The 19311-nt window shown below is 71.0% G+C and carries 21 protein-coding genes; 12 read left to right on the forward strand and 9 right to left on the reverse strand.

Features of this window, described 5'->3' with window-relative positions; genetic code table 11:
• Window positions 1-35: 35 nt before the first annotated feature.
• From A3CE_RS0128880 to A3CE_RS0128890, 3 genes are read right to left on the reverse strand one after another with little or no spacing between them, the layout of a single operon-like run.
• On the reverse strand, window positions 36-692 hold the full coding sequence (locus A3CE_RS0128880) for a response regulator (protein ID WP_020643583.1): 657 nt from the start codon (window positions 690-692) through the stop codon (window positions 36-38).
• Window positions 689-1834 carry a sensor histidine kinase gene (locus tag A3CE_RS0128885; protein ID WP_020643584.1) on the reverse strand — a complete coding sequence of 382 codons (1146 nt, stop codon included), beginning with the start codon at window positions 1832-1834 and terminating at the stop codon, window positions 689-691. Before A3CE_RS0128885 ends, A3CE_RS0128880 begins: the two co-directional genes overlap by 4 nt.
• Entirely contained in the window at window positions 1831-2661 is an 831-nt protein-coding gene (locus tag A3CE_RS0128890; RefSeq protein ID WP_020643585.1) for a CPBP family intramembrane glutamic endopeptidase, read from the reverse strand. Before A3CE_RS0128890 ends, A3CE_RS0128885 begins: the two co-directional genes overlap by 4 nt.
• A gap of 182 nt (window positions 2662-2843) precedes the next feature.
• Here A3CE_RS0128890 and A3CE_RS0128895 point away from each other — a divergent pair, with 182 nt between their 5' ends.
• Together A3CE_RS0128895 and A3CE_RS0128900 are read left to right on the forward strand one after the other, a co-directional pair.
• The gene (locus A3CE_RS0128895) at window positions 2844-3338 is read left to right on the forward strand and encodes a SigE family RNA polymerase sigma factor (protein WP_020643586.1); all 495 of its coding nucleotides are present in this window, start codon (window positions 2844-2846) and stop codon (window positions 3336-3338) included.
• The gene (locus tag A3CE_RS0128900; RefSeq protein WP_020643587.1) at window positions 3338-4087 is read left to right on the forward strand and encodes a hypothetical protein; all 750 of its coding nucleotides are present in this window, start codon (window positions 3338-3340) and stop codon (window positions 4085-4087) included. Before A3CE_RS0128895 ends, A3CE_RS0128900 begins: the two co-directional genes overlap by 1 nt.
• Before the next feature lie 6 nt (window positions 4088-4093).
• Here the strand turns inward: A3CE_RS0128900 and A3CE_RS0128905 are convergent, their stop codons facing one another.
• Entirely contained in the window at window positions 4094-5146 is a 1053-nt protein-coding gene (locus A3CE_RS0128905) for a zinc-binding dehydrogenase (RefSeq protein WP_026468970.1), read from the reverse strand.
• 68 nt (window positions 5147-5214) lie between these two features.
• Here A3CE_RS0128905 and A3CE_RS0128910 point away from each other — a divergent pair, with 68 nt between their 5' ends.
• A complete protein-coding gene (locus tag A3CE_RS0128910) occupies window positions 5215-5970 on the forward strand; it encodes a helix-turn-helix transcriptional regulator (RefSeq protein ID WP_020643590.1) in 756 nt (251 codons plus the stop codon).
• Window positions 5971-5974: 4 nt separating this feature from the next.
• Here the strand turns inward: A3CE_RS0128910 and A3CE_RS0128915 are convergent, their stop codons facing one another.
• From A3CE_RS0128915 to corA, 3 genes are all read right to left on the reverse strand, one after another.
• On the reverse strand, window positions 5975-6814 hold the full coding sequence (locus tag A3CE_RS0128915) for a chromosome partitioning protein ParB (protein ID WP_020643591.1): 840 nt from the start codon (window positions 6812-6814) through the stop codon (window positions 5975-5977).
• Entirely contained in the window at window positions 6811-7461 is a 651-nt protein-coding gene (locus A3CE_RS51740) for a metallophosphoesterase family protein (protein WP_020643592.1), read from the reverse strand. Before A3CE_RS51740 ends, A3CE_RS0128915 begins: the two co-directional genes overlap by 4 nt.
• Before the next feature lie 180 nt (window positions 7462-7641).
• Window positions 7642-8724, reverse strand: a complete 1083-nt coding sequence (corA, locus tag A3CE_RS0128935; RefSeq protein WP_020643594.1) for a magnesium/cobalt transporter CorA — start codon at window positions 8722-8724, stop codon at window positions 7642-7644.
• Window positions 8725-9033: 309 nt separating this feature from the next.
• On the opposite strand from corA, the gene A3CE_RS0128940 reads away from it, so the two are divergent.
• On the forward strand, window positions 9034-9537 hold the full coding sequence (locus A3CE_RS0128940; RefSeq protein ID WP_020643595.1) for a MaoC family dehydratase: 504 nt from the start codon (window positions 9034-9036) through the stop codon (window positions 9535-9537).
• 7 nt (window positions 9538-9544) lie between these two features.
• Window positions 9545-10642, forward strand: coding sequence for a DUF2332 domain-containing protein (locus tag A3CE_RS0128945; protein ID WP_020643596.1), 1098 nt, complete (start codon window positions 9545-9547; stop codon window positions 10640-10642).
• Window positions 10643-10760: 118 nt separating this feature from the next.
• Here A3CE_RS0128945 and A3CE_RS0128950 read toward each other — a convergent pair whose 3' ends face one another.
• Window positions 10761-11174, reverse strand: a complete 414-nt coding sequence (locus tag A3CE_RS0128950) for an NUDIX domain-containing protein (protein WP_020643597.1) — start codon at window positions 11172-11174, stop codon at window positions 10761-10763.
• A gap of 182 nt (window positions 11175-11356) precedes the next feature.
• On the opposite strand from A3CE_RS0128950, the gene A3CE_RS51745 reads away from it, so the two are divergent.
• The 7 genes from A3CE_RS51745 to A3CE_RS0128985 all read left to right on the forward strand — a co-directional run bounded on the left by A3CE_RS51745 (window position 11357) and on the right by A3CE_RS0128985 (window position 17666).
• On the forward strand, window positions 11357-11521 hold the full coding sequence (locus tag A3CE_RS51745; RefSeq protein WP_043792657.1) for a hypothetical protein: 165 nt from the start codon (window positions 11357-11359) through the stop codon (window positions 11519-11521).
• Window positions 11522-11541: 20 nt separating this feature from the next.
• Window positions 11542-12102 (forward strand): PH domain-containing protein, encoded by a 561-nt coding sequence (locus A3CE_RS0128960; RefSeq protein ID WP_020643599.1) that lies wholly within the window; start codon window positions 11542-11544, stop codon window positions 12100-12102.
• A gap of 39 nt (window positions 12103-12141) precedes the next feature.
• The gene (locus A3CE_RS0128965) at window positions 12142-13014 is read left to right on the forward strand and encodes a PHP domain-containing protein (RefSeq protein ID WP_020643600.1); all 873 of its coding nucleotides are present in this window, start codon (window positions 12142-12144) and stop codon (window positions 13012-13014) included.
• Between the two features lies 1 nt (window position 13015).
• Window positions 13016-13645, forward strand: a complete 630-nt coding sequence (locus A3CE_RS0128970; protein WP_020643601.1) for a MarC family protein — start codon at window positions 13016-13018, stop codon at window positions 13643-13645.
• Window positions 13646-13770: 125 nt separating this feature from the next.
• Window positions 13771-16233 (forward strand): alpha-L-rhamnosidase-related protein, encoded by a 2463-nt coding sequence (locus tag A3CE_RS0128975; RefSeq protein ID WP_020643602.1) that lies wholly within the window; start codon window positions 13771-13773, stop codon window positions 16231-16233.
• A 116-nt stretch (window positions 16234-16349) separates the two neighbouring features.
• Window positions 16350-17201 (forward strand): RecB family exonuclease, encoded by an 852-nt coding sequence (locus A3CE_RS0128980; protein ID WP_020643603.1) that lies wholly within the window; start codon window positions 16350-16352, stop codon window positions 17199-17201.
• Between the two features lie 12 nt (window positions 17202-17213).
• On the forward strand, window positions 17214-17666 hold the full coding sequence (locus tag A3CE_RS0128985) for a hypothetical protein (protein ID WP_020643604.1): 453 nt from the start codon (window positions 17214-17216) through the stop codon (window positions 17664-17666).
• Between the two features lie 310 nt (window positions 17667-17976).
• Here A3CE_RS0128985 and A3CE_RS0128990 read toward each other — a convergent pair whose 3' ends face one another.
• A complete protein-coding gene (locus A3CE_RS0128990; RefSeq protein ID WP_020643605.1) occupies window positions 17977-19311 on the reverse strand; it encodes an Rv3212 family protein in 1335 nt (444 codons plus the stop codon).

A 19311-nucleotide genomic window follows, 5' to 3' on the forward strand; every position in this document is an offset into this window, starting at 1 on the left:
TCCCGTTGCGTGAACGGGCCTCCCGGGAGGCCCGTTCACGTCACGAGGCCGTGGCGGTAGGCGTAGACGACGGCCTGGACGCGGTCGCGCAGCTCGAGCTTGGTGAGGATGCGCGACACGAACGTCTTGACGGTTTCCGGGCTGATCACGAGACTCGCGGCGATTTCGCCGTTCGAAAGGCCGTCGGCGATGAGCCGGAGGACCTCCAGTTCGCGAGGCGTCAACCGAAGTTCGGGTGTCGTGCCGGTGGGCCGGATGCGGGCCGCGTGGCGCCCCACCAGCTGGCGCGTCACTTCCGGGTCCAGCAGGGCCGCGCCCGAGGCGACGGTCCGGATCCCGTGCAGCAGCTGATCCGGCGGCGCGTCCTTGAGCAGGAACCCGCTCGCCCCCGCGCGCAGTGCCTCGTAGACGTACTCGTCGAGGTTGAACGTCGTCAGCACGAGCACCTTGACCGGGTGCGGGACGCCGGCGCCGGCCAGCAGGCGGGTGGCTTCGATGCCGTCGAGCACCGGCATGCGCACGTCCATCACGATGACGTCCGGGCGCAGCTTCCCGGCGAGGTCGACCGCGGCGCGCCCGTTCCCGCATTCGCCCACCACCTCGAAGTCGGGTTGCGCGCCGATGATCGTGACGAGCCCGGTGCGGATCAGCATCTGGTCGTCGCAGACCAGGACCCGGATCGGCGCGGTCACGACCGGTTCCCCGTCGGAATCCGTGCCCGGACGACGAAACCCGCGCCGGCCTGCTCCGCGCTGAAGTCGCCGCCCAGGACGCGAACCCGTTCGCGGAGGCCGGCGAGACCCCGCCCGCTCCCGCCGGGGGACGCGTCCCGCGAACCGGAGCCGTCCGTGCCGACCTCCACCTCGATCTCCCGTTCGTCGTGGCGGACCCGGACCGACGTCCGGCTGCCGTGCGCGTGCTTGAGGGCGTTCGTCAGAGCTTCCTGTACGACCCGGTAGGCCACGAGGTCGGCGCTGCCCGCCGACTCCGCCGCCGTGCCCTCCTCGGCGAACTCCACCGGCTGCCCGGCCTCGCGGGCGTGCTCCACGAGCGTGCGCAGGCCGCCCGGCGGCGGCGTGATTCCGGGGCCGTGGTCGGGGTTGAGCAGGTCGAGCAGGTGGCGCAGGTCGGCGATGGCGCGGCGGCCGGTGCCGGTGATCGCGGTCAGCGTCTGGTCGAGGCGATCGGGCGCGGCGGTGAGGTAGCGGGCCGCCTCGGCCTGCACGACCATCGCCGTCACGTGGTGGGTGACGACGTCGTGGAGTTCGCGGGCGATGCGGATGCGTTCGGTGGCACGGGTGTCCTCGGCGACGCGGCGACGGCGGCCCGCTTCCGCGGCACGGGTGGCGCGCAGCCACGACCCGGTCCCCGCCGCGAACACCAGCAGCAGGAAGAACGTCACGAACTCGGCGGGCGGCTCCGAACCGAGCCGGAAGAGGACGACGGCCAGCGGCACGTACGCGACTGAGAACAGCAATGCGGTGACACGCCGGCGTCGCTCCAGGTGGGCGCCCGCGCTCATCAGCGCGACGGCCAGCGCGGCGCCGGCGACCGAGTGGTAGCCGCGGAGCTGGTCGACGGCGAAGCCGAGCGACACCAGCGTGAGGCAGAGGGCCGGCCACCGCCGCCGCACGGCGAGCGGGAGGGATTCGAGGAGGACCACCACGACGGCCAGCGCGTCGAAGGGGCGCGCCGGCACACCGCCGAGCTCCGTCCCGTGGCTCTGGAACGCCGGCACGAACGACGCCGCCAGGAACGCCAACCCGAGCGGGAGGTCCCGGACCACGACGTCGAGCCGGCGCCACCGCGCCAGGGCCGGCCGGTGATCGATCACCGGGAAAGTGTATTCGCGTCGGCCTGTTCCGTGCCGCGGCCGCGGGGCACCAGATTGCCGCGCCGGTGGGCCAGCCACAGGAAAGCGCCCGTCGCCAGGACGCAGAACAGCACCGAGTAAAGGCTGCCCTCCGGGCCGAACTTGCCGCCGGTGACGGCCGCAGAACCCGACGTCGCGGCGTCCAGCAGGCCCTGCGGGGTGCCGTTGCCCGAGACCTCCGTGCCGAAGATGCCGGCCATGGCGAAGTTCCAGCCGAAGTGCAGGCCGATCGGGAGCCACAGCTTGCGGGTGGCGACGTACGCGGAGGTCAGCAGGCCACCGGCCTCGATCGCGATGGCGACGGCGCCCCACAGCGACGCATCCGCGTTGAACAAGTGCACCAGGCCGAACAGGACACCGGTCAGCACCAGGGCGATCCACGTGCCCGTGCGTTCTTCGACGATGCGGAACAGGACGCCGCGGAACAGCAGCTCCTCCGTCACCGCGGCGGCGGCCATGAAGCCGACGAGCCCCACCGCGGCCGGCACCGAGCCCCAGCCGCGGACCTCGTAGTCGCCGAGCAAGGCGATGTTCGCGATGACGAGCCCGACCAGCGCGACCCCGATCAGCGCGCCCCGGCCGAACGCGAGCCGGGCGCCCGGCCGGCTCAACTCCGTGACCGGCCGGTGCTCGGTCCGCCGCACCACCCAGCGGTAGACGAGCACGGCGAGCACGGCGGTCAGGGCCCCGAGGACGAGCGTCAGCCACGGATTCCCCACCGCGTTGACGGCCTGACCACCGAGGAAGGCGACCGCGGCGACGGCCAGGAACTGCCAGACCAGCCTCATGAAGAACTCCTTCGAATCTCGCGGGCCTGCGTGCCGCGGCTGTGAAGAACGCTAGGGATCCGGCGGCCGGGAATCGTCACCACGCGGTGGACACTCGCGCGTAGCTCGCACGGGGGACAATCGCTTGAACCTTTCCGGCCCTCCGCGCACTAGTAAGGGGAGAGCGGGGGAAGGAGAGCAGGGTGGCGACGTCGAGAGACCTCGATTTCAGCGAGTACTTCGCCGCGCGGGTCCAGCGGTTCCGCCGGGTGGCCTTTGCCTTCTGCGGCGACTGGCACGGCGCAGAAGACCTGGTCCAGGCCATGTTCGTCCAGCTGTACCGGCGCTGGCGGCGGGTGCGGCCGGACACCGTCGACGCGTACGCGCGCCGCATCCTGCTCAACCTGTTCCTCGCCGGGCAGCGGCGGTCCGGGCGGGAGTACGTGGTGTCGTTCCCGCCGGATTGGGAGTCGCCACCGGGGCGGGACACGTCGCTGCGTCTCGACGTGGAGCGCGCGCTGGCCGGGTTGACGCCTCGCCAGCGCGCGATGGTGGTGCTGCGGTTCCTCGAAGACCTCCCGGTGACGGAGGTCGCGGCACTGCTCGGCGTCGCCGAAGGCACGGTCAAGTCCCAGACGGCCCGCGGGGTCGAGGCCTTGCGCGCGGCCCTGCCGGCGCCGACTACGGAGGAGTCGTGATGGAAGACGTCCGGTCCGTGTTGACGGCGTACGTGACCGAAGGCGAACCGCCGATCGGCCTGTCCGGGGAGGAAGTGCTTTCGGCAGCGCGCCTTTCGCGCCGGCGGTACCTGCTCACGGGGGCGGCGGCGCTGGCGGTGGTGGTCCTCGCGCTGACGCTGGCGGTGGTGGTCCTGCCGCACCGGGGTCAGGTGGCCGGCGCGCCGTGCCCGACGGCGTCGGACACCCGCGCGGCGCTGGTCGATCGGCTCAGCTGCGTGGTGGGCCGCGCGGTGCGCGCGTTGCTGTCCCCGGACGCGCAGATCACCCGGTTGACGATCCCGGGGGAGACCCCGCCGGACGACCCGTTCCACCTGATCGCCGACCCGGCCGGCGACTCGCCCCGGCCTCGGGACGCGTTGTTCCACATGGGGGTCCGGGTGACCGACGCCCAGGGGACCGGGTCCGTGTACATCCTGATCGTGCCCAGCGCCAACTCGGGTGGCCCGCCGTGCGAAGAACCGGAGGAGATCGTCTGCCGCACGGAACCGACGCCCCAGGGACTGCTGTGGCTGTCGACGTTGCGCTCCGGCGACGTCCTGACCCACCGCGTGGCACTGGCCGCGCCGGACGCGGTCGTGCAGTTCTGGTCGAACAACAGCGGAGTGCTGCAGCAGATGGGCGTCCGCCTGCCGAAGCAGCGCCCGGAGCCGACGCTGACACTGGATCAGGTGCGGCAGCTGGCACTGACACCCGGATTGGGGTTCTAGAACCGGTCAGGGGACCAGTGCCACGAAGCCGAGGCCCGTCGTCCGCTCCGCCAGATCGAGGGCGGCCGCCGGGTCGTCCAGGCCGACCGTCAGCAGCTCGATCGCCGAGAGGTCCAGGAGCCCGGAGCGGACCAGGTTCCACACCGTGGTCACCGTCGCTTCGTCGCTCATCCAGGAGCCGCGCAGGGTGAGCCTGCGGTGCATCAGGTCGCCGTACGGGATGGGGAGATCCTGGCGTACCCCGCCGATGAGCACCAGGGTGCCGCGCACCCGCAAGCTGTCGTAGGCGGCCATGGTCGCGTCCGCCGCCGGCGTGGCGCCGAGGGCGTCGAGGGCCACGTCCACCGGGCCGATGCCCGCCGCGTCCGTCGCGCGGTCGCCGGTCAGCCGGTGGACGCGCACGCGGGAGCCGAGCCCGGCCAGCCGGTCGAGCGCCCGCTCGTCGCGGCCCACCGCCGTCACGGTCGCCGCGCCTTCCGCCAGCGCCACCAGCACCGCCGCGCCGCCCAGCTGGCCCGTCGCCCCGATCACCGCGACGTCGCGGCCGGTCAGCGGACCCGCCGCGTGCAGGCCCGAGGCGGCGATGCAGAGCCACGGCAGGAACCCCAGCCGGGCCGGGTCCGGGTAGGTCTCCGCGCCGGGTAGCTTGATCAGCGTCTCCTTGGCGCAGAGCGCTTTCTCGGCGAAGACGCCGTCGCGCCACACCGCGCGCATGCGATCCGTGCGCTCGCTGCCGGTGCCGGAACCGCCGAGGCCGACCCAGCCCACCAGGATCTCGTCGCCGCCACCCGCGTCGAGCAGCGCCGTGTCCAGCACGACGTCGCCCGGGGCGACGTGGAACACGTCGGGCGCGACGCCGGTCACCCGCCCGACGCAGGACGGGCCCAGGGTCAGGGGGACCGGCAGGCCACCGCGGTTCCCCCGCACCACCGCTTTCGTGTACGCCGGGAGGTGCGCGGCGAGCACCTCGACGAGTACGCCACCGCCCTGGAGAGCAGGCGCCGGCACTTCGGAGAGGCGTACGTCGTCGTCTTGTGCAGCAACAGTCCAAGCTCGCATGAGGCCAGCCTCGCGGCTCGTTAAGCTGGTATCCAGAATCGCGTTGTTCTGGTACTGGAGGTTCCAGGATGAACATCGAGCTGGGCGCGTTCCTGCGCAGCCGCCGGGAGCGGGTCGCCCCGGCCGACGCGGGCCTGCCGGTCACCGGGCGCCGCCGGACCCCCGGGCTGCGCCGCGAGGAACTGGCCCTGCTGGCCGGCATCAGCGCCACCTGGCTCACCTACCTCGAGCAGGGCCGTGACGTCCGCCCCTCCGGCCAGGTGCTCGACTCCCTGGCCCGGGCGCTGCGGCTGACCGGCGCCGAGCGGGAGCACCTGCACCGCCTCGCCGGCGGAGGAACGTCGCCCGAGGAGGACACCCCCGAGGAGGTCGCGCCCGAGGTCGCGGGGGTCCCGGCGTTGCTGGGCGACAACCCCGCGTACGTCACCGGCATCTGTTACGACGTCCTCGCGCACAACGACGCCGCCGCGGAGCTGCTGCGGGGCATCGGACCGGGCGGCAACGTCGTGCGCTGGGTGTTCACCGAGCCCGCCGCCCGCGAAGTACTCCTCGACTGGGAGCGGGAGGCGCGCGCGATCCTGGCCCGGCTGCGGGCGATCGCGGGGCGGCATCCCGGCCACCCACGCGTGACCCGGCTCGTGGCCGAGCTGACCGAGGCGAGCCCCGAGGTGCGCGACTGGTGGCCGCGGCACGACATCCAGTTCAGCCACGCGGGCCACAAGCGCTTCCGGCACCCCCGGCTGGGCGTCGTCACCATGACGCACGCCGCGTTCCACGTCGCCGAGCGGCCCGAGCAGACGCTGGTGGTCTACCGCCTGCCGTGAGTGCCTACTGCCGGCGGGAGCGCAGCCGCTCGATGACTTCGTCGTCCCACCGGTGGGTCCGGATCAGCCGGTACCGTTCCGCGGCCACCCACATGTACGCCTCGGCGTCGGTCCGGTCGCCGACCAGCCCCGCCTGCCGCAGCATCCCCACGACCGGGACGAACTCCTCGTCGAACCACCGCTGCGCCACGCTCGCCCGGTCGCAGAACTTGCCCTCGTCCTGCATCAGCCGGAAACCCCACGCCTCCACGTGCTCACCCAGCTTCGCGTAGTCCCACGGGTCCGACACGATCACCGACGCCCGCGCGTGGCCGGCCAGCGGGACGCGCTCCAGGAACAGCCTGCGGTAGTCCTTGACGATCAGGTCGCCGCGGTGGCGGATGCCGCTCGGGTCCAGCTTGGTCTTCACGACCGTCACCGAAGCCTCTATTGTGGACAGTCCCTGCGCCAGCGCGACCGACACCCGGTGGTGGCCGTCGATGATGAAGTGCAGCTCGCCGACGCGGTAGACCTCGATCGGCGGGATCTCCTCGCCGCGGCGGGCGGCCAGCGCCAGGCGTTCCCAGCGCTCGCGGACGCGGGCGGACGTCGGGCGGAAGCGGCGGTCGAAGTCGCGGCTGCGGTCGACCGTGCCCGCGATCGAGTCCAGCTTGATCACCCGCAGCCCGATCCGGTGCTCGCCGAGGTAGCCGAGCGCCTCCACGACCTCGTGGAAGGGCAGCATGATGTTGACGTCGTCGGGCTCGCGGCGCAGCCACGTCGAAAGCCTCGACAGCACCTGGCCCCGGCGGGCGCGGAGGAAGTCGTTCTCCGCGTCGGCGCGGGGAAACCCCGTCTCTTTCATGAGAACTCCATGATCCGGTGGCCCACCACGTTGCGGATCCGGGTTTCGCCGGCGACCCGGTCCGGCACCGGCTCGCCGTGGGGGTGGATGTGCCCGTGCAGCAGCCATTTCGGGCGCAGGGTGGCGATCGTGGAGTGCAGGCACGCGAACCCGCGGTGCGGCGGGTCCGGCCGGTCGCCGAGGTTCAGCGGCGGCGAGTGCGTCAGCAGCACGTCGACGTCGCGGCCGTCGCGCCACCGCCGCCACTTCGCGCGCCGCACCAGGCCGCGGGCCCGGCGGGCCTGCTGGCGCTGCGTCCACTGGTTCGGCCCGTCGTTGTAGCGGATCGAACCGCCGAGCCCGGCGAACCGCAGCCCGGCGACGTCGACGATCCGGCCGTCGGCGTTGACACCGCCCGCCGGGCCCGGCCACGCCGTCGGGAAACCGTCCTTTATGGACAGTCCGCCGTAGCGTGTGTAGCCGCTCAGGTCGGGGTCGTGGTTGCCGGGCACGAACACGCACGGCGCGTCGAGCGCGCTGGCCAGGAACGCGAGGTAGTCGTAGGGGAGGTCGCCGGCGCCGATGACGAGGTCGACGGAGAGGGCGCGGACCGCGTCGGTCCACAACCGCTCGTCCACCTCGTCGGCGACCACCAGCGCTTTCGGCATGGATCCAGGGTACGACGCCGGGCGCTACTTCATGCCGTGAGCGAACCCCGGGTCGGCGACGATGACGAAGGTGATGACGAAGATCCACACGAGGCTGAGCGTGAGCGCCCAGAACTTGAGGTTGGACAGCATGCGAGGCATCACGAATTCTCCGAATACGGTGGGGAAGAAAAGGGGGACCTAGAGCCAGCCGTTCTTCCGGAATATTCGGTACAGCAACAGGCAGATCGCCAGGATCACGGTGATCACCAGCGGATACCCGAACTTCCAGTGCAGCTCGGGCAGATAGTCGAAGTTCATTCCGTAAATGCCGGCGATCATCGTCGGCACGGTGATGATCGCCGCCCACGACGTGATTTTGCGCATGTCGGTGTTCTGCTGCAGGGAGATCTTCGCGACGGTCGCGTCGACCAGTGTGGACAGCAGTTCGTCGAACGCCGCCACCCGCTCCGACACGGTCGTGAGGTGGTCGGCGACGTCGCGGAAGTAGGAGCGGACCTCGTCCGGCACCAGCCGCGTGTAGCCCTCGGCCAGGCGCTGGATCGGCGTCGCCAGGGGCACCACCGCCCGGCGCAGCTCGAGGACCTCCCGCTTCATCAGGTAGATCTGCTCGGCACTGACCTGCGAGCGGGGCGCGAAGACCTGCGCCTCCATCTCGTCGATGTCGTTCTCGATCCGGCCGGTGACGTCGAGGTAGTGGTCGACGACGTGGTCGGTGATCGCGTGCACCACCGCGGACGGGCCCAGCTGCAGCCGCTCCGGGTCCTCGTCCAGCTCGCGGCGCAGCCGCGCCAGCCCCGAGTGGTTCCCGTGCCGCACGGTGATGACGAAGTCACGGCCGAGGAACACCATCAGCTCGCCGGTCTCGACGATCTCGTTCGCCGTCGTCGGCGACTCGTGCTCGACGTACCGGACGGTCTTGACCACCAGGAACAGCGTGTCGTCGTAGCGCTCCAGCTTGGGTCGCTGGTGCGCTTCGAGCGCGTCCTCGACCGCCAGTTCGTGCAGCCCGAACGTGTCCGCCACACCCTGGATCTGCTGGGCGTCCGGCTCGTGCAGCCCGATCCAGACGAACCCCTCGTGCCGCTTCCGGACCTCTTTGATCGCCTCGGAGTGGGCCCAGCGGCCGGGCAGGCGCTCACCGGCGACGTACACCGCGCAGTCGACGACGTACGCGGACAGCGGCACCGGAATCGGGCGGACCGGGACAGCACCCTTGTTGCCGCGGCCGCGAAGGCCGCCGAGCGAGGGAATGGCAGGCATGGGATCTCCTGGTGTCGTGCGTGGTCGTGCGAGACGACTGACCAGGGGCGGAAATGCGTCCGCCCGGCGACACACCAGCGTTCCCGGGGAGAGAAGGCCTACCTGGAGACGACCCTTGAGGTGGGAACGCTGGGACTACTAGGGAGCGGACTATCGCCACTACTCATCGAGTTCCTCACCTCCTTCGGGCCGGGTGCAACAGTGGCGGGGCTCGCGTTGACGCGCGAACACCGATGGTTGAGGGTACTCCTCACCACGGATGCGTGTCGTACCAGCCTCACACGGCGTTACGCGAACAGGGAGAGACGAGTGCAGTTCGGTCGGTACTACGAGGAGTTCGAGGTCGGTGCGGTCTACAAGCACTGGCCGGGCAAAACGGTCACCGAATACGACGACCACCTCTTCTGCCTGATCACGATGAACCACCACCCGCTGCACCTCGACGCGCACTACGCGGAGCAGTCGACGGACTTCGGCAAGAACGTCGTCGTCGGCAACTACGTCTATTCGCTGCTGCTCGGGATGTCCGTGCCCGACGTCTCCGGCAAGGCGATCGCGAACCTCGAGGTCGAGTCGCTCAAGCACGTGAAGCCGACCTTCCACGGCGACACGATCTACGGCGAGACCGAGGTGCTGGACAAGACGCCGTCGAAGTCCAAGGACGACCGGGGCGTCGTGTACGTCGAGACCCGCGGTTACAAGCAGGACGGCACGATCGTGTGCATCTTCCGGCGGAAGGTGATGGTGCCGAAGCGCTCCTACGGGGAGACTCGCGGCGGGGAGCAGCCGGGCCGGCCGGTGCCGCACGAATGAGGCTCTGATGGACTTGGACGGGATCAAGGGCGTACTGCGCACGTTCGCGGAAGTCGAGGCGCGCGGGGTGTCGCCGCTGTACGAGCACCTGGCGCTGCAGGCGGCGGCGGACGACGACGTGGCGGGGCTGCTGTCGGTGGCCCGCGACGGCGAGGTCCGCGGGACGCTGCTGATGGCGACCGCGCACCGGCTCGTGCAGGCGGACCCGATCCACCCGCTGTCGCGGTACTACCCGTCGCTGGGCGGCTTCGACGGCGTCGACTCCGAAACCTGGCCGCTGTTCCGGTCGTTCCTGCTGGAGCGTTCCGAGAAGGCCCGGGCCTTGATTTCGTCGCGCTACACGCAGACGAACGAGGTCCGCCGGGCGGCGCTGCTGTACCCGGGCGTGGCGCGGGCGGCTCGCGAAGCGGGCGGGAAGGTGTCGTTGCTGGAGGTGGGCTGCAGCGCGGGGCTGCTGCTGGGCCTGGACCGCTTCGGCTACCGCTACCAGTGCGACGGCGGAGACCAGCTGACGGCGGGCCCGGCGAAGGCGGCGGTCGGCCTGCACTGCGCGCTGGACCTGGCGCCGGGCGCGGTGGCGCCCAAGCTGCCGAAGAAGCTGGCCGTGCTCGACCGCGCGGGGCTCGACCGGGCACCGGTGGACCTGTCGGACGAGGACGAGCTGGCGTGGCTGGAGGCGTGCGTCTGGGCGGACCAGCCGGACCGCATCAGGCTCCTGCGCACGGCGGCGGCCGAGCAGACCCGGCACCGCCCGCGGTTGATCACGGGCGACGGCGTGGACGACCTGCCCGCGGCGGCGGCGTCACTGGAGGGGCCGCTGGTGGTGGTGACGAGCCACGCACTGGCCTACTTCCCGGCCGACCGGCGTGCGGCGTTCGTCTCGTTGTTGGCCGAACTGGCGGAGTCGCGGCCGGTGTGGTGGGTTTCGGAGGAGTTCTACGGTGCTGGGCTGGAGCTCGTGCTGCCCGGGCGGTCGGACCTTTCCGGCGGTGCGGACGGGCTCGCGACGCTGGGGGTGGTCCGGTGGGAGGACGGGAAGCCGGAGGCTGATGCCCTGGCGCGGACCGCGCCGCATGGGCAGCGGATGACCTGGCTGCCGCTCTAGCCCTTGCCCGGCGGCGTGCGGGGCAGCCGCCGCTGCCGCTGCGATGTCTTGAATGACTCATTCAGGTCTCCGGAGGTCCTGAATGAGTCATTCAAGACCTCTGGCGAGCCTCGGCTGGTCAAGCCCGCGGCAGGACGTCCCAGTCACGAAGCGTCACGTAAAGCAGATCCACCAGCTCCCCGCCGGCCTCAAGCGCGGACAGGTCCGCCGCATCGGACCAACGCGCCTCCGACGCGTCGTCACCCGCTGTGAGAACCCCGCCGGTCACCACGCAGGCGTAGTCGTGGATCTCGTACGGCCCGCGCGTCACCGTGCCGATCACTGTGCCCGGAATCACGTCCAGTCCCGTCTCCTCCCGCAGCTCCCTGATCACGGCCGCTTCGTCCGATTCGCCCGGTTCCACGCGTCCGCCGGGCAGGGACCACAGCCCCGATCCGGGGTCGTTCAGGCGCCGGATGAGCAGCAAGCGGCCCCGTGAGTCGAACGCGATGCCGCCGACGCAGCGGATCGTGGTGCTCGCGGGGTGTGTCATGCCCGAAGGGTAGACGTGACCGAACTGAAAACGGATGTCCTGTACACGGAGAGTAGCCGTACGGTACACTTCGGACCGCGTGCTGCCCCGAGCGCGGGACTTACCTCCCGCGTACTCGGCCAGTGCGGTACAAGTTAAGTGCCACTTGTCCGGTGTCACCGTAAGAGACGGGATTGATCACGGTGAACGTGAAGAAGATTGCGGGCCTCGCCGGTATCGCGCTGGTGCTGTTCTTCGTCATTGCCCAGCCGGGCCAGGCTGCGGGCCTCGTCGGCAACATCGTCCATTTCCTGCGTGCCTCGGCCGAATCGGTGATCACCTTCGTCAGCAACGTGTTCAAGGGCTGATCGGGGGCTACCCTCGAACCATGTTCGCGCCACGCGATCCCGACGAGTACCTCCTCGACACCGAGCGGCGGGTCATCCGGATCCGCCGCCACTGGGCGGTGCTGCTTTGGGACACCTTCGAGGCGGCCGCGCTGCTGGCCGTCTGCGTCCTGGTGTCCTACCTGCTGCCACCGGCGCTGTACATCGGCCAGAACATCCTCTGGTACGTCGCGCTGCTCGTCGTCCTGCGGTTCGCCTACGTGGTGATCGAGTGGTGGGTCGAACGGCTGGTGGTCACGGACAAGCGGTTCGTCATGACCACCGGCGTGTTCACCACCAAGGTGCTGATGATGCCGATCAGCAAGGTCACGGACCTCAGCTACGTCCGCACGGCGAACGGCCGCATGATGGGCTACGGCACGATGGTGGTCGAGTCCGCCGGTCAGATCCAGGCGCTGAACCGGATCGACTACATCCCGCGCCCCGAAGAGTTCTACGACACGATCTCGGAACTCGTCTTCGGCGACAAGCAGAAGCAGGCCGAACGCTTCTCGATGATCAAGGCCCAGCGTGCGGCCCGCGGCAAGAAGCCCGTCGGCTGAGTCATCCCGCCGTAAGTGTGACGTAGCGCATCGTCGACAATGGACACGATGCGCATCGACCTGCACGCCCACTCCACCGCTTCCGACGGCACCGACTCGCCGGCCGGGCTCGTCGCCGCAGCCGCGAACGCCGGGCTCGACGTCGTCGCGATCACCGACCACGACACCACCGCGGGCTGGGCGCCCGCCTCCGAGGCGGTGCCGCCGGGCCTGACCCTGGTTCCCGGCGCCGAGCTCTCCACGGTGTCGATCGACCCCGAGACGGGCAGGCAGATCAGTGTCCACCTGCTCGCCTACCTCTTCGACCCGACGTCCGAGGCCGTCGTCACCGAGCAGACCCGGCTGCGGCTCGAGCGCCGCACGCGGCTGCGCCGGATGGCCGAGCGGATGGCCGCCGACGGCCTGCCGATCGACGCCGACGAGATCTTCGGCCTGCTGCCCGAGGACTCGCCGCCCGGCCGCCCGCACCTGGCGCAGGCCCTGGTCCGGGCCGGGCTCGTCAAGTCCGTCGACGAGGCTTTCGCCGACTACCTGAGCCCCCGGCGCGGCTACTACGTCGCCCGGCGCGACACGCCGGTCGGGGAAGCCATCGACATGATCGTCGCAGCCGGCGGCGTCACGGTCATCGCGCACCCCTTCGCCTTCAGCCGTGGCGCCACCATCAGCGAGGACACCCTCGCCGAGCTGGCCGCGCGCGGGCTCACCGGCGTCGAGGCCGACCACCCGAACCACGACGCGCCGACGCGGGCCCGCACCCGCGAGCTCGCCGGCGAGCTCGGCCTGCTGGTCACCGGGTCCAGCGACTACCACGGCACGAACAAGACGATCGCGCTCGGCGAGTGCACCACCGACCCCGGTCAGTTAGAGGAACTCGTTTCGCGCGCGACTGGCTACCAGGTCGTGAAGGGCTGACATGGCGATCGCCGGCTTCTTCGACGTCAAGCTCTTCATGAGCGCGACGATCACGTTGGTCGTCATCATGGACCCGCCCGGCACCGTGCCGGTGTTCCTCAGCCTCGTCGGCCGCAAGCCGATGGCGACGCGGGCGCGCGCCGCCCGGCAAGCGGTCCTGGTGTCGTTGCTGGTCATCACCCTGTTCGCGGTCGCTGGCCAGGCGATCCTGGCCTACCTCGGCATCGGCATCCCGGCGCTGCAGGGCGCCGGCGGGCTGCTGCTCCTGCTCATCTCGCTGCAGCTGCTCACCGGCAACGGGCACGAGCCGGAGACGGCGGCCGAAGACGTCAACATCGCGCTCGTGCCGCTCGGCACGCCGCTGCTGGCCGGGCCTGGCGCGATCGCCGCGACCATCGTGTTCGTCCGGCAGGCGGACGGCCACCTCGGCGCGTACATCGCGCTGGCGCTGGCGATCGTCACGACCCACCTCGTGATCTACCTCTGCATGCGCTACTCCGGGTTCGTCATCCGGCTGATCAAGGAAAGCGGCATCACGCTGCTGGCCAAGGTGGCCGGCCTGCTGCTCGCCGCCATCGCGGTCGAGCTCGTCGCGAACTCGGTCCGCGGCTTCATCTCCGGCGCCGGCTGACGCCACCACCCGGGTTGTCCTGCCGGACAGGATGCGCCGGGTTCGTTGACATCGTTGGCACTTCTCCCGCAGCCTGAAGCTCAGCTCAGCGGTTGAAACGATTCAAACGCCTTGCGGAGGCCTCGATGAAGTGGCTCAGAGCGTTCCTGCCGGTGGCAGTCCTGGTGGCGAGCGGCATGGCCGCCGCGCCCGCCACGGCCGCACCCGGCTGGCAGAAGTACGTCGTCGCCCCGGCGAACCGGGACGTCCGGCCGGTGCGGGTGCTGTCCACCAGCGGCGACGTCACGAACCCGAACGGCCTGCTCGGGCGCGGGGTGGCGACGCTCAAGCGGCAGGCGCCGCCACCGAAGCCGGCGTGGCCGGCGGGGACCACGGCCGCCGCGTCGTCGTTCCACGCGCCGAACAACGGCGGGAACGGCCGGCCGCGGACCTACGACCCCGGCAACGCCGTCGACGGCAACACCGAGACGTTCTGGAACGACGACACGATCGGCGCCTACCCGGACGTCCTGACGATCACCTCGGCCGCGCCGGTCGCCCTCCCCGGCGTCACCATTTTGTCCAATGTGGACGGAGTGCCGCAGGACTTCACGGTCGAGGTGCTGGACGCGGGGGCGTGGCGGGTGGCCGCGACGGTCGGCGGCAACACCGCCGTGCAGCGTGCGGTCGCCTTCGACCGGCCGGTGACCACCACGCAGGTCCGGATCACCGTGACGAAGGACCAGAGCACCCCGTCCGGCGAGTTCAGCCGCGTCAGCGAGGTCTGGCCGGGCCTGGTCGCCGATCCGCCGGTGCCGGTCGCGGTGCTCGACTTCGGCAAGGTCGTCGCCGGCTATCCGAAGATCGCCTTCGCGGGCGCGTCGGCGAACCGGCCGGGCGTGCGGCTGTCGTTCTCCGAAACCCAGCAGTACCTGGGTGAACGTTCCGACTTCACGCGTTCGGACTTCTCCGGCGGGCCGGGCAGCGACCAGTACGCCGTGCCCGCGGCACCGACCGTCTGGCGTGACACGAAGGGCTGCGTTTCGGGGACCCAGGTGTGCGCGGACGGCTTGCACGGCTTCCGCTACCTGCGGATCAGCCTCGACGCGCTCGCGTCGGACGCACCGCTGGCCCAGCCGTCCGGTGAGGTGCGGATCAGCGGTGTCTCGCTCGACTTCACGCCGTTCCTCGGCACGCCGTCGACCTACCGCGGCTGGTTCGAGTCGTCCGACGAAGACCTGAACCGCTACTGGTACGCCGCGTCCTACACGAACGAGCTGGGCATGGACACCTTCCGGGAGTCCGATGTGGACCCGCGCGGCGCGTTCTCGCCGTCACTGGACGGGAAGCTGGTGCTGCACGACGGCGCGAAGCGCGACCGGGACCCGTACGTCGGCGACGTCGCGGTGTCCGGCCTGACGCAGTACCTGACCCACCAGGACGGCACGGCGGCGCGGAACGTCCTCGCCGACCTGGCCGACCACCAGCGCGCGGACGGCTGGATCCCGCCGGCTTCGATCAACGACTACACGCTGCCGCTGTTCGACTATCCGCTCTGGTGGGTGACGTCGAGCTGGGACTACGTCCTCTACACCGGCGACACCGCGTACGCGGCTTCGTACTACTCGCACCTCGTGAAGACGCTCGACAGCTGGTATCCGTCGGTCACCGATTCGCGCGGGTTGCTCGCGAAGGGCCTGAACGGCACCGGCGGTTACGGCGACTACGCGTTCCTGCCGCGTACGGGCGAAGTGACGTACTACAACGCGTTGTACGTCCGGGCTCTTCAGGGCGCGGCGGGCTTGGCGCGGGCGACGGGGCACGCGGCTGACGCGGACCGGTGGCTTTCGCGCGCTTCGGGCGTGGCCGCGGCTGTGAACGCTTATTTGTGGGATCCGGCGGCGGGCGCGTACCTCGACTCGGCGACGGGCGCGGTGCGCCACGGCCAGGATGGCAACAGCCACGCGATCCTGGCCGGGATCGCTTCGCCGTCGCAGGCGGCTTCCGCGTTGGCCCGGCTGGCGGCCGGGGCGCTGCCGTACGGGAACCCGTTCATGGACAACGACACTCTCGTGTCCGATGGCACGAAGCGCGTGTACGCGTTCACGTCGTTCCCTGAGCTGCAGGCGAGGTTCCGGAGCGGGCAGGCGGCGTCCGCGATCGACCAGATCAAGCGGATGTACGGCTGGATGGCCACGCACGACCCCGGAATCACGGCCTGGGAAGGCATCGGCGAGGGCGGCTCGCACTACGAACAGGGCTACACGTCGGCCGCGCACGGCTGGTCGACCGGTGTCGTCCCGGCGCTGACGAACGAGCTGCTGGGCGTCTCGCCGACGTCGCCCGGCTTCGCGACGTGGAAGGTCGCGCCGAGCCCGGGCGGCGTTTCTTGGGCGCGAGGAGCGGTGCCGACGCCGAAGGGCGCGTTGTCCGCTTCGTGGACGCAGCAGGGTTCGGTGTTTTCGCTGACGGTCACGGCTCCGCTCGGGACGTCCGGCTCGTTGGTGGTCCCGGCCGGCCGCCTGGTCCTGCTGGACGGCCGCGCGGTGCGGGCCGCCGGACCTCTCACGGTGTCCGGCGGCACCCACACGGTCCTGGTGGTGCGGTAGTTCGTGAAGGCCACCTTGAGGAACTTCAAGTTCCTCAAGGTGGCCTTCACGGCTTTCCGGGTGCCGTGCGGAAAGTGTCGGTGGTGGTGCGTAGCGTGGGGAACGTGAAGGAGCAGATGGGCTTCGACTTCGGCGTCGCGCAACCGGTGCGGCTGACGAAGGTCTCGCCGGCGCGGCTGGCGACCTTCGACGACTGCCCGCGCCGGTACCAGCTCGCATACCTCCAACGGCCGACACCGCAGCGCACCGGGCCGTGGGCGCACAGCACCCTCGGCGCGGTGGTGCACAACGCGCTGCGGGCGCTGTTCGACCTGCCGGTGCTCAAGCGGGTGCCACAGCGGGCGATGGCGCTGGTGGCCGAGTTCTGGAAGGACGCCGGCTTCGAGAGCGACGAGCAGGCGGCGCGGTACCGGGCGCGGGCCAAGGGCTGGGTGGCGGAGTACGTCGAGGACAACGACGTCAGCCACGACCCGGTCGGGCTGGAGCGGTGGGTGTCGGCGCCGGTCAGCCCGGCGCCGGGGGAGCGGCCTTCGATGATCATCGAAGGCCGCACGGACCGCATCGACGCGCGCGACGGCGAACTGGTGATCGTCGACTACAAGACGGGTCGCCGGCCACCGGACGAGTACGAAGCACGGGCGTCACAGGCACTTGCGCTGTACGCGGTCGCCGCGGCGCGGACGTTGCGGACGCCGTGCACCACAGTCGAACTGCACCACCTGCCGAGCGGCACGATCGCGGCGGCGGAGCACACGCCGGAGAGCCTGCGCAGGCACCTGCAACGCGCCGACGAGACCGCCGGAGACCTCAGGCTGGCCACGGATACCCTGGACGCGGGCGGCGACGGGGACGTGCTGTTCCCGCCCCGCCCGGACCGGCGTTGCGCCTGGTGCGACTTCAGGCCGAGCTGCGCGGCGGGGCAGGAAGCGGCCCCGCAGGCGCAGCCCTGGGACCTGCTCGCGCCCTGAACGGGAGGGAACGTGGCTTCACCGGACACCGACGAACTGGCCACGGTGCCGTTCGCCACCGACGCCACCGACGCCACCGACGCCACCGACGCCACCGAGGCGCCCGGGGCGGAGACGGCGCCGCAGCAGCGGGCTGAGCCCGAACTGATCGAACCGGAGCCCGCCGCGCCGGAAGCTCCGGCCAGGGCGAAGGACGGCGGCCGCTGGTGGCGCGGGTTCACGGGCTCGTTGGCGGCAGGACTCGTGGTCCTGGCCATCGGGGTGCTGGTGGTGGCGGGAATCGACCTGTACACGGGAGCGCCGGGTCCGGGTCCGGTCCTGCTGGTCGGCCACCCGATCGCGGCGGCGCTGGCCGTGCTGGCTCAGCGGGTCGCGGACCGTCGGAACGGCCTCCCGGCCGTGGGAGCGGGTGTCGCGGTGGTGCTGTTCACGGCCTCGGCCCTGACCCTCTTCTGGCTCACCTGACCACGAACCCCCTCACGTGAGTCCCGCCCCTGATCACGCGAGTTCCGGCTCCAATCACGCGAGTCCCGAGTTCCAGCACCTGAGATGCCCGCTCAATCACGCGAAATGCCTCTCCACGCACCTGAGTCCGGGTTCGCGCGGCACGTTGACGGCCGAACTCGCGCGTTCGAGCCCGGGCCCCGCGTGATCAGAGCCGTAACTCGCGTGACTGGGCCCGTAACTCGCGTGATTGGGGCCGGAACTCGGGTGATCGAGGCCGGAAGTCGTGTGATCAAGCGGGCATCACGTGTGATTGGCGGGACGACACGGGTTACTTCAAGGCGGTGAGGGTGGTGCCGCGCTCTTCCAGCAGGACCGGGCCTGCCGCGCCGAGGCGGACCACTCCCGTGTAGCCGCGGCGGTCGACGCCGACCGTGCGGATCGTCGAGCCGTCGTTCTCGTTCAGCACCGCCAGGCCGCCCTTGATCGGGACCACCAGCTGCTGCGCGAACGTGATTCCCGGGCCCTGCGCGCTGCTCAACGTCCAGCGCGGCGCAAGGTCGTCGCGCGACAACGCCAGCACCTTCGAACCGCTGAACCAGTACACGTTCTGGGCCGTCTGCGTCGTCGCCTCGACGCCCGCCGGCGGGTCGGCCGCCAGGTCGCCTGCAGGCACGTCCAGGGGGTATGCCGCGCGCTGGGTACCGTCGCCGTTGTAGGTCACCAGGAGCTTCTGGTCCGGGAGCACGACCGCCGTCAGGTCGCCGGACATCGCGATCACGCGGGCCCGTTTGCCCGCCAGCACCGAACTGAAGCTGACCTGCGGCTCGTCGTCCTTCTCCGGCGTCGCCTTGTAGACCGTCAGGCGGTCGGCCGGGTCGCCGGGGCAGCGCTCGATCACGCCGATCTTGCCCGACGCCGCCGCGACTGTGCCGTATGTGCAGCCCGTACGGGGCTGCTTGCCCGCGTTGACCAGCGCCGGGACCTGGCCGTACTCGGCGCTCTTCACCAGGTCGTCGCGCCAGGTGTCGAGGAGCTTCTTGCCCGTCGCCGTCACGTGCGAGCCGTCGCTGACCAGCTGTGTGCCCAGCTCGGCGTTGCCGTTGCGCTGGGCCGTGATCCGCCCGGTCGCCGGGTCGAGCTGCGTGACCTCGCTGCAGTTGCGGCTCTTGTGGTAGACGGCGTTGATCCGGCCCCACGTCTCGTTCACCGTGCACAACGGCAGGTCACGCGTGTAGTGCCAGCGGATCTTCCCGGTCAGCGGGTCGCGGGTGGCGACCTCGCCGCCGTCCGCGGTGGCCACCGCGTCGCCCGCCGTCACCGGGACCGGCGTCGCGCCGCTGGGGGCGCTCCACAGCTCGGCCATCGAACCCGGCACCTTGTCCGGCGCCGCGGGCAACGGCGGTGGCGGGGCCGCCTCGTTCCGGTCGGTGGCCGCGCTGTCGCTCGTCTCGCCGATGACCAGCGCGACGGCCACCACGGCCACCGCGATCAGCGCGGCGAGCACCCGGTCCCGCCCGCGGTTCCAAGGCGACCGGCGCGCCTTGACCCGCGGGGCGGGCGGAGTGACCTCGCCGGAAACGTCCCCGGGAGTGTCCTCGAGGACGTCTTCGGAGCCGTACTCGGGTTCAGGCGCGCTTTCAGCCGCCTTCTCGACGTCGCTCAC

It is taken from the genome of Amycolatopsis balhimycina FH 1894 (assembly GCF_000384295.1).
GTDB classification, from domain to species: domain Bacteria; phylum Actinomycetota; class Actinomycetes; order Mycobacteriales; family Pseudonocardiaceae; genus Amycolatopsis; species Amycolatopsis balhimycina.

Coding starts and splice junctions, on each gene's coding strand:
- A3CE_RS0128890 (WP_020643585.1), bottom strand. CDS start 2,661: ATGAGGCTGGTCTGGCAGTTCCTGGCCGTCGCCGCGGTCGCCTTCCTC.
- A3CE_RS0128900 (WP_020643587.1), top strand. CDS start 3,338: ATGGAAGACGTCCGGTCCGTGTTGACGGCGTACGTGACCGAAGGCGAA.
- A3CE_RS0128905 (WP_026468970.1), bottom strand. CDS start 5,146: ATGCGAGCTTGGACTGTTGCTGCACAAGACGACGACGTACGCCTCTCC.
- A3CE_RS0128910 (WP_020643590.1), top strand. CDS start 5,215: ATGAACATCGAGCTGGGCGCGTTCCTGCGCAGCCGCCGGGAGCGGGTC.
- A3CE_RS0128915 (WP_020643591.1), bottom strand. CDS start 6,814: ATGAAAGAGACGGGGTTTCCCCGCGCCGACGCGGAGAACGACTTCCTC.
- A3CE_RS51740 (WP_020643592.1), bottom strand. CDS start 7,461: ATGCCGAAAGCGCTGGTGGTCGCCGACGAGGTGGACGAGCGGTTGTGG.
- corA (WP_020643594.1), bottom strand. CDS start 8,724: ATGCCTGCCATTCCCTCGCTCGGCGGCCTTCGCGGCCGCGGCAACAAG.
- A3CE_RS0128945 (WP_020643596.1), top strand. CDS start 9,545: ATGGACTTGGACGGGATCAAGGGCGTACTGCGCACGTTCGCGGAAGTC.
- A3CE_RS0128950 (WP_020643597.1), bottom strand. CDS start 11,174: ATGACACACCCCGCGAGCACCACGATCCGCTGCGTCGGCGGCATCGCG.
- A3CE_RS0128960 (WP_020643599.1), top strand. CDS start 11,542: ATGTTCGCGCCACGCGATCCCGACGAGTACCTCCTCGACACCGAGCGG.
- A3CE_RS0128965 (WP_020643600.1), top strand. CDS start 12,142: ATGGACACGATGCGCATCGACCTGCACGCCCACTCCACCGCTTCCGAC.
- A3CE_RS0128970 (WP_020643601.1), top strand. CDS start 13,016: ATGGCGATCGCCGGCTTCTTCGACGTCAAGCTCTTCATGAGCGCGACG.
- A3CE_RS0128975 (WP_020643602.1), top strand. CDS start 13,771: ATGAAGTGGCTCAGAGCGTTCCTGCCGGTGGCAGTCCTGGTGGCGAGC.
- A3CE_RS0128980 (WP_020643603.1), top strand. CDS start 16,350: ATGGGCTTCGACTTCGGCGTCGCGCAACCGGTGCGGCTGACGAAGGTC.